An 8,230-nucleotide genomic window follows, 5' to 3' on the forward strand; every position below is an offset into this window, starting at 1 on the left:
TGCACCCATTCGCCCAATTCAACCTCGACCGTGTCGACGATCCCGGCAAACGGCGCCTTCAGTTGCAGACGGTCAACCGCCGCATTGGCGCGGTTCAGTTCGGCTTGCGCCGAATCCCGCACCGAACGGGCGTTTGTCAGCTGGATTTCCGGGGTATTGCCACCGGAATACAGCCGCTCGGCTACGTCAAGTTCACGCTCGCGCTGGGCCAGGGCAATCTCGGCGATCTCGGCCTGCGCCAGCGTCTCGGGCCCTTCCAGCGTCAGCACAACCGCGCCATCCGTGACGCTTTCGCCCTTCGCCAAAGCCAGGGTGTTGATCACGCCCTCCGCCCGCGCAGCCAGCACAACGCGCTTGTCCGCAGCCGTCGTTCCCGACAGTCGGATCGTCCTTGCATGCTCCACGAATACCGGCTCCATTACCGCAACCGTGCGCGGCACCACTTCGGGCGGCGTCGATGCGGAACCTTCCGACGTAGGGCTTTCCTGACCGTCCTCGGCTGCCTTTGCCTCCCCCGCGGCACTGCCGACAGAGGCGAACTCACCGGTAAGAACCCATGCCGATGCGGCGATGAGCACGACGAATGCAGCGATGCGATGAAGCTTGAAGGAGCCAGTCACTTGCGATCATCCTATTGAAATAAGAGACAATTCATTCTATCTGCCGCAGCAGATGCGGGCGAGGTTCCGGCTGGATGGCCGGAAATGTAAAGCGACGAAACACATACTCTTAGTTGAAGGTAACGTCCAGTCACTCCCAACCTTTTGGCGCTGTCGATCCGGGCTTTCCAAGTGCCCGATCTTGCCAATCTTTACAATGGTAAATCTTGCCGTCCGCCAGCCAAATCCCCAGCATCCTTGACACTGCGACGAAAAAGCCCCATTTGCCCTCCATCCGAAAGCCCGTGCCGCGTGAGCACCGAAAGGCCCGGACACAGGTTTCCTCCATCACGCAGGGGCGCCGCTAGCGGCACGGTCACGGGCACACGTCCGGGGCGAGGGTCGCTTGCCCTTGACGTATGGATGCTACCCATGACCACTTTTGCCGATCTCGGCCTGTCCCCGTCGCTGTTGAAAGCACTGGAAAAAACCAACCTCAAGATGCCGACGCCAATTCAGGCGCAGGCCATCCCCCACATCATGCAGGGCCGCGATCTGATGGGCCTCGCCCAGACCGGCACCGGCAAGACCGCCGCTTTCGGTCTGCCGCTTTTGCACCGCCTGCTGGATCTTGGCCACCCGCCGGGGCCAAAGAACGTCCGCGCCCTGATCCTTGCGCCAACGCGCGAGCTGATCGCCCAGATCAAGGCAAACCTCGAAACCTTCACCAAGGGCACCGCCGTCAAGGTGACGATGGTCGTCGGCGGCGCCTCACTGTTCAAGCAGGCGCAGGCGCTGTCCAAGGGCACCGACGTGCTGGTGGCCACCCCCGGTCGCCTGATCGATTTGCTGGAACGCGGCGATGTGTCACTTGAGAAATGCGCCTATCTGGTGCTGGACGAGGCTGACCACATGCTCGACATGGGCTTCATCCACTCCTTGCGCAAAATCGCCAAACATATCCCGCTGAAGCGCCAGACCATGCTGTTCTCGGCCACAATGCCCAAGGACATCTCGGAAATCGCCGACACCTATCTGCGCGATCCGATCCGCGTGCAGGTGGCCCCGCCCGGCAAGCCGATCGAAAAGATCGTGCAAGGCGTGCACTTCATTCCGAACGGCGACAAGGCCCGCCTGCTGGAAACCTATCTCAAGACCCATGTTGGCGAACAGGCGCTGGTTTTCGGGCGCACCAAGCACGGCTCGGAGAAACTCTGCAAGCTGCTCGCGACCTGGGGTTTCAAGGTCGGCTCGATCCACGGCAACAAAAGCCAGAACCAGCGTGACCGCACCTTGACCGAATTCCGCACCGGCGAGCTTGACGTGCTGGTGGCCACCGATGTCGCCGCGCGAGGCATCGATATTCCGACCGTGCGCCACGTCTACAACTTTGATCTGCCGAACGTCGCCGAAAACTACGTCCACCGCATCGGCCGGACCGCCCGTGCCGGGGCCGAAGGCACCGCCGTCGCGTTCTGCGCACCGGTCGAGATGGGTGAACTTCAGGCCATCGAAAAGCTGCTGAAAAAGCCGATCCCGGTGTTGGGCGGCGCGCCTTGGGCTGCTGATATCGTGGCCGCAGCGCCAAAGCCGGGCCAGAACCGCGGCCAACGCCCCGCGCACAAAGGTGGCCAGAAACCGGGTGCCAAACCACCGGCAAAGGCCACCGGTCCGCGTCCGGGTGGTCACCCCGCCCGTAGTGCTGCACCAGCCAAGCCAATGGGCGGCACTTTCACGCCGCGCCGTCAGGAAAGTGGCAAACCCGGCGGGTCACAGCGCCGGCCAGCCTGAACGCCGGTCAGCCTGAACGCTGGCCAGCCTGAACGCTGGCTAGCTCGCGCCGTCTTCAAGGTTGAGCTTCATGTCCAAAAGAACCTGCTGGATCGCAAGTGTTTCGCGCAGCAGGCGCTTGGCCTCGTTCACCGAAATCACGCCATCGCCGATGGCCTGATTGTACTCGCCCATCAGGATGGCAAAGCGCTGCGCCAGCGCAACGACATCCTGATTCACCCCACTTGAGGCAGCATTGCGCCGTTCGGCGTCATAAGACAGCGTGATGCCCCGCAAATCGGCCAAAGCCGAAGTGACATGCGGATGCCGCGCGGCAGCCTCCAGTGCTGCAACCACGTCAATCGGCATAAAGCGGTCGTCGTGTTCCTCGTTGTCGGAATAGTACCGCCCCAGCGTCGCCTTGGACCTTCCGGTCAATTCGCACGCAGCCTCGATGCCGACGTCCTTTACCAGCGCCTCGGTGTGCTTCTTCAGGTAAGTTGCTATCGACATTGATCTTCTCCTCACCCCGGCCTGCACGGCTCGGGGGAAATCGTTACAGTTTTTCCCATTAATGCGACCGCAAGGGTTTGTCATTGATAAACATGTTCCGGGCAACTGGAACTGTAACGAGTGACCGGCGTCCCCAGCGCCGGTAAGGGTGGGGGTCCGCCGTCGTATCGCCTTTAGAAAGGCGGCGGCTTCCGTCGTTCGTGCGGCGGGCCTTCCGTTTTGCATGGTTTGGCAGAATTTTCTGCCGGTTGATTGGTTGAAGGCCCCGAACACCCCGCCCGGTATGTGCCAAATTGGCCTGTTGCGACCCCCATTGCAGTGCGACTGGCGCTTGCAACGGGGCGTCGCAATGGGCTAGGGCACTTCCACGATGGCCAAGCTGTATTTCCACTACTCCACGATGAACGCGGGGAAATCGACCTCGCTTCTGCAGGCGTCCCACAACTATCGTGAGGGCGGCATGGTGACCTATCTGATCACCGCCCAGTTCGACAATCGCGCAGGCGAAGGCCGTATCGCCAGCCGCATCGGCATTGGCGAACCTGCCGATACCTTTGCCCCGCAAGATGATCTGATGGCCAAGCTTGCCGCGCGCTTTGCCCAAGGCCCAGTGGCTTGCGTGTTCATCGACGAAGCGCAATTCCTGACCAAGGAACAGGTCTGGCAACTGGCGCGCGCGGTCGATGATCTCGGCGTTCCGGTCATGTGCTACGGCCTGCGGGTGGATTTTCAGGGCAACCTGTTTCCCGGCTCGGCCGCCCTGCTGGCCTGGGCCGACGAGATGCGCGAAGTCCGCACCATCTGCCATTGCGGCAAGAAGGCCACCATGGTGGTGCGCAAAGGCCCGGACGGGCGCGCGCTGCGTGAAGGCGATCAGGTTGTGATCGGCGGCAACGAAACCTACGTGTCGCTTTGCCGCCGCCACTGGCGCGAAGCCGTGGGCGACAAAGCCCTGCCAGACTGACGCGCGATCAGCACTCCCGCCAGCGCGATCATCGCCATGCCCGCAACCGCAAGCCCGCTCAACGTCTCGCCCCAGATCAGCCAGCCCCAGCCTGCCGACGCAGGCAGGATCACATATTCGAAAACCGACACGCGTGAGGCTTCGGCAATCTGATAGGCCTTGATCACCATGCCGACGCCAAGCAGCGACCCCGCCGCTTGCACAAACGTCCACCACATGAACATCGGCGTCGGCCAGACCCAGCCGCGCTGCACAAACCCCGCTGCCCCCTCCGGCACCGCAACCGGCACCAGCGCCAGCCAGATCATTCCGATCAGCCCCAGCACGCCCAGCACGCCAAAGAACCCGGCCAGCAGCGTCTCTGCCGTCTCTTGGCCACACCATTCCCGCGTCGCAATATTGCCCATCGCATACAGCGCACCCGCCGCCACCGGCAGCACCGCCGCCAGCGTGGCACCAGACAGCGCCTCTGGCCCCAGCACCAGAACCACCCCGCCAAACCCCAGCAGCACTGCCAGGATTTGCATCGGGCCGATCCGCAGCCCATAGGCAAACCGCTGGATCAGCAGCACAAAGATCGGCGCGGTGAACAGACCCGCCGCCACCTGCGCCACCGGCAGAAACGCCAGCGCGCCAAAGTATATCAGCATCGCCGCGCCGTGAATCGCCGATCGTGCAAGCACCGCGCGCCAGCTTTTGGGCTTCAGCCGCAGCCCAAGCGGCACCGCCAGCATGCCCAGCAGCACAAACGCCATCGCCGACCGCGTGGCGTGAAACTGCCACAGCCCGCCATCCGCCGCGATCACCCGCACATAATTGTCGGTAAACCCGATCAGGACCGAATAGATCAACACCGCGCCAGCGGCAGTCAGGGTCCGGTTCGGCGTGCTGTCCATCTGGCGTTCCTGCTCCTGCTCGCCTCACCTTCCAGCCCGCGCGTCGCCGCGCCCGTCTGAACGCGACGTGCTTGCCGAAATCCTGTCGTTCACTCGCCGCTGCGCCCTGCCTTTCACGGGCGATTGTGGCGCGCCATCACAGGCGGTAAGGTTGCACGAAACAGGCAGAGACATTTCGCCCCATGACGGCGCTCAACAAGTATCAACGGCTGGAATGTACCGGGCTCTGGCGCGAGTATCCGCAGGAACAGCGCCGCGAGGTCCGGGTCCAGTTCGGTGATGCGACCCTGATCCTCACCGATCCCAAAAGCGAAATCGCTGTCAGTCACTGGTCGCTTCCCGCAGTGGAACGCAGCAATCCCGGCGTAATGCCCGCCCTGTTCGGCCCCGGTGCCGATTCCGAAGAAACGCTCGAACTGACCGATCCCGACATGATCGCCGCACTGGAGGCCGTGCGCGGTGCGGTTCAGGCCGCGATTGCCCGCCCCGGTCGGCTGCGTGCTGTCTTGCTGGGCGGCCTCACTGTGCTTGTGCTTGGCTTGGGGGTGTTGTGGGTTCCCGGCGCGCTGGTTGCCCATACCGCGTCCGTCGTACCATCGGCGCAGCGGGCCGAACTTGGGCAAGCGGTGCTGGACGATCTTACCCGCCTCACCGGCGCGCCTTGCGACAATCAGCTTGGCTTGCGCGCCCTTGCGGGCATTGCCGAACGCGTCTTCGGACCCGTGGATACGCCGATCCTCTATGTCCTGCCCGATGGCGTGGACCACGCGCTCAGCATGCCCGGCGATGTGATCGTGCTGCCCCGCCGCCTGACCGAAGCCACCACCGGACCCGAGGCGCTGGCCGGTGCAGCGCTGGTCGAGGGCCTGAGGAAAGACGTGCAAGACCCGATGATCCCGTTGCTGGAATACACCGGTCTGCGCGCGACCTTTCAGCTTTTGACCACCGGAGAGCTGCCAAAGACCGCGCTTGCAGGCTATGGCGAGGCGATTTTGCGGGCCACCCCGGCGGCTCTGCCAGACGCGGTCGTCCTGCAATCGTTCAAGGACGCACAGATTCCCGCCACGCCCTTCGCCTTTGCCACCGATCCGGAAGGCAAGGCCACCGCCGGGCTGATCGAAGGCGATCCCTACAAGGGCCTGTCGCCAACCCCTCTCATCCCCGATGATGAATGGGTCGCGTTGCAGGCCATCTGCTCGGGCTGATGGTCGCGACTGCCGCCTTTGGCGAACAAGCCCCCGCCACCTACTTTCCCATGATGATCGCGTCAGGATAACCAGCGCCTCTGGCCGCCTTCAGCGCCGCGCCCGCAGCGGCATTACTGTCGAATGGCCCCGCATACACCGTTTCCAGTGCCACCCCGTTGCGTACGATCTTGCCCATCACCACCGGCAACCCCAGGCTCGTCATCGCGCGGGCAGCGCGGTCGGCGTTCGCGGCCTGCGAAAAACTGCCAACCGCCACCAAGATCCCGCCGTTTGCGGTGGGCGTGACTGGCGTTTCTTCAGACTTCGCGGTTGCTGCAGGGGGGGCCACATTTTCCGCAGCGGCGGGCGGCGCGGTCGCTGCTTCCCCGACAATCGGTACCCGGTTGCCCGATGGCGGATAGCCGCAGACCGGCACGCCGTCGCGCGTCACCCGGGGAATCCACGCGATCTGTCCATCCAACCCAGCCCGCAGGAAAAGGCAGCCCTTGCTGTCCACGTATTGCTGACCACTATAGGCAACCGGCGGGATTTCCGCCGGTTGCAGCAGGTCGCGCGCCCCGGCTGGTCCGCCGACAAGCAGGGCCGCCACCATCGCACCACGCCAGATCATGGCAACCATCAAACCCTCCCTGCAGAACCGCCGCAACATCGCGGGCATCAGCGTACAATGCATTGCCCTACTTGGTGCCAAACATCCGGTCGCCCGCATCGCCCAGGCCCGGAACGATGTAACCGTGGTCATTCAGATGGCTGTCCACCGCGGCCGTGACAATCGGCACATCGGGATGGGCTTGCTTCATCCGCGCAATACCCTCCGGTGCCGCCAACAGGCACAGGAACCGGATCTGCTTGGCCCCTGCCTGCTTCAGCAGCGAAATCGCCGCGGCTGATGAATTGCCGGTGGCCAGCATCGGGTCCACCACAATGCTGATCCGGTCTTCCATATGGTCGGGCAGCTTGCAGTAATACTGCACCGGTTGCAGCGTCTCAGGGTCGCGGTACAGGCCTACGAACCCCACCCGCGCCGCCGGGATCAGCTCCAGTATCCCGTCCAGCAGCCCGTTCCCCGCCCGCAGGATCGACACCAACGCCAGCTTCTTGCCCTCGATCACCGGCGCGTCCATCGGCTCGAGCGGGGTCTCGATCCGCGCGGTCGTCATCGCCATCTCGCGCGTGATCTCATAGGCCAGCAGCAGGCTGATCTCGCGCAAAAGCTGGCGGAAGGACTTGGTCGAGGTGTCCTTGTCCCGCATCAGGGTCAGCTTGTGCTGGACCAAGGGGTGCGAGACGACGGTCAGGTGGTCATACATGGGGCCCCTCCAGCCGCTTGGCGATCTTCGCGCGGGTATCGGCATCGCAGAAGGCCGCGTCAAGGGACTGGCGGGTGATCCGGGCAAACTGGCCATCGTCCCAGTCGAAAGCTTCGTTCAGGCGGTCGAATTCACGGGCCATGGTGGTGTGGAAGAAGGGCGGGTCGTCGGTCGAGATGGTGACCTTGACGCCTCGCCGGTCGAGTTCCGCGATGGGGTGCTTGCGCCATTCGTAAAGGCCGAGGGCGACGTTGGATCCGGGGCAGACCTCGAGGACGATGCCCTTTTCGGCGAGTTCGTCCACGAGGGCGGGGTCCTCGATGGCGCGAACACCGTGGCCGATGCGTTCGGGGCGAAGGGCGGTGAGCGCATCGCGGACTGACTCCGGCCCGCCCCACTCGCCCGCATGGGCGGTCAGGCGCAGACCCGCCTCGCGCGCCATGTCAAAGGCATAGGCGAAGTCCTTGGGCTTGCCCACCTTTTCGTCCCCCGCGATGCCGAAGCCCACGATCCAGTCCCCCGCCGTTTCGGCCGCACAAAGCGCGGTCTCGCGTGCTTTCTCGGGCCCGAAGTGGCGGATGGGGGTGATGATGCCGCGCAGGATGATGCCGGGAACGCTGTCCGCCGCCTCGCGGATCGCGTGGAGGTATTCACGCCAGGCGCCGACGTCGCGGCCGCCGCAGAAATCAGGGGACAGGAAGGTTTCGCTGTAGATCACGCCGCTTGCGAGGGACTCTTCAAGGACCGCACGGGTCAGCCGGGCGTAATCCTCGGGCGTGGTGAGGACCGAGGTCGCGGCCTCGTACACTTTCAGAAAGTCCCAGAAGTCCTTGAAACGATAGGCTCCTTCGGCGTCAAAGATCCCGCCGATGTCGATATGCTTCTCGCGGGCGAGGCCACGGATGAAAGCCGGGGGGGCCGCGCCTTCGAGATGCAGGTGAAGTTCGACCTGATGATGAAGTGCGACATG

9 protein-coding genes are annotated in these 8,230 nt (G+C 63.9%); 3 read left to right on the forward strand and 6 right to left on the reverse strand.

Translation table 11 applies throughout. From position 1 onward, the window contains the following. On the reverse strand, nucleotides 1-620 hold a 620-nt coding region (locus tag RMO18_RS03260; RefSeq protein WP_309663893.1), incomplete at its 3' end, for an efflux RND transporter periplasmic adaptor subunit. A 411-nt stretch (nucleotides 621-1,031) separates the two neighbouring features. Between RMO18_RS03260 and RMO18_RS03265 the strand changes: the two genes are divergently transcribed. Further along, the gene (locus RMO18_RS03265) at nucleotides 1,032-2,390 is read left to right on the forward strand and encodes a DEAD/DEAH box helicase (RefSeq protein ID WP_309663894.1); all 1,359 of its coding nucleotides are present in this window, start codon (nucleotides 1,032-1,034) and stop codon (nucleotides 2,388-2,390) included. 39 nt (nucleotides 2,391-2,429) lie between these two features. On the opposite strand, the gene RMO18_RS03270 is transcribed toward RMO18_RS03265, so the two are convergent. Then, nucleotides 2,430-2,882, reverse strand: a complete 453-nt coding sequence (locus tag RMO18_RS03270) for a hypothetical protein (RefSeq protein ID WP_309663895.1) — start codon at nucleotides 2,880-2,882, stop codon at nucleotides 2,430-2,432. A 370-nt stretch (nucleotides 2,883-3,252) separates the two neighbouring features. Between RMO18_RS03270 and RMO18_RS03275 the strand changes: the two genes are divergently transcribed. After that, on the forward strand, nucleotides 3,253-3,846 hold the full coding sequence (locus RMO18_RS03275; protein WP_309663896.1) for a thymidine kinase: 594 nt from the start codon (nucleotides 3,253-3,255) through the stop codon (nucleotides 3,844-3,846). On the opposite strand, the gene RMO18_RS03280 is transcribed toward RMO18_RS03275, so the two are convergent. Beyond that, a complete protein-coding gene (locus tag RMO18_RS03280) occupies nucleotides 3,783-4,742 on the reverse strand; it encodes a DMT family transporter (RefSeq protein ID WP_309663897.1) in 960 nt (319 codons plus the stop codon). The genes RMO18_RS03275 and RMO18_RS03280 overlap by 64 nt on opposite strands. A 182-nt stretch (nucleotides 4,743-4,924) precedes the next feature. Here RMO18_RS03280 and RMO18_RS03285 point away from each other — a divergent pair, with 182 nt between their 5' ends. Continuing rightward, nucleotides 4,925-5,947, forward strand: coding sequence for a hypothetical protein (locus tag RMO18_RS03285; protein ID WP_309663898.1), 1,023 nt, complete (start codon nucleotides 4,925-4,927; stop codon nucleotides 5,945-5,947). 40 nt (nucleotides 5,948-5,987) lie between these two features. Here the strand turns inward: RMO18_RS03285 and RMO18_RS03290 are convergent, their stop codons facing one another. The 3 genes from RMO18_RS03290 to RMO18_RS03300 all read right to left on the reverse strand — a co-directional run. Then, nucleotides 5,988-6,569 carry an SPOR domain-containing protein gene (locus RMO18_RS03290; protein ID WP_309663899.1) on the reverse strand — a complete coding sequence of 194 codons (582 nt, stop codon included), beginning with the start codon at nucleotides 6,567-6,569 and terminating at the stop codon, nucleotides 5,988-5,990. Nucleotides 6,570-6,627: 58 nt separating this feature from the next. Then, nucleotides 6,628-7,260, reverse strand: coding sequence for a uracil phosphoribosyltransferase (upp, locus tag RMO18_RS03295; protein ID WP_309663900.1), 633 nt, complete (start codon nucleotides 7,258-7,260; stop codon nucleotides 6,628-6,630). Beyond that, nucleotides 7,253-8,230 (reverse strand): adenosine deaminase (locus tag RMO18_RS03300; protein ID WP_309663901.1); only part of this gene is annotated, 978 nt, incomplete at its 5' end. The genes upp and RMO18_RS03300, both read right to left, overlap by 8 nt.

The organism is Tabrizicola sp. (assembly GCF_031377265.1).
Classification (GTDB): Bacteria; Pseudomonadota; Alphaproteobacteria; order Rhodobacterales; family Rhodobacteraceae; genus JAUYQR01.

Excerpts from the sequence above, each read along its gene's own strand:
- RMO18_RS03290 (WP_309663899.1), bottom strand. The coding sequence starts at position 6,569 with ATGGTTGCCATGATCTGGCGTGGTGCGATGGTGGCGGCCCTGCTTGTC.
- RMO18_RS03270 (WP_309663895.1), bottom strand. The coding sequence starts at position 2,882 with ATGTCGATAGCAACTTACCTGAAGAAGCACACCGAGGCGCTGGTAAAG.
- RMO18_RS03280 (WP_309663897.1), bottom strand. The coding sequence starts at position 4,742 with ATGGACAGCACGCCGAACCGGACCCTGACTGCCGCTGGCGCGGTGTTG.
- RMO18_RS03285 (WP_309663898.1), top strand. The coding sequence starts at position 4,925 with ATGACGGCGCTCAACAAGTATCAACGGCTGGAATGTACCGGGCTCTGG.
- RMO18_RS03265 (WP_309663894.1), top strand. The coding sequence starts at position 1,032 with ATGACCACTTTTGCCGATCTCGGCCTGTCCCCGTCGCTGTTGAAAGCA.
- RMO18_RS03275 (WP_309663896.1), top strand. The coding sequence starts at position 3,253 with ATGGCCAAGCTGTATTTCCACTACTCCACGATGAACGCGGGGAAATCG.
- upp (WP_309663900.1), bottom strand. The coding sequence starts at position 7,260 with ATGTATGACCACCTGACCGTCGTCTCGCACCCCTTGGTCCAGCACAAG.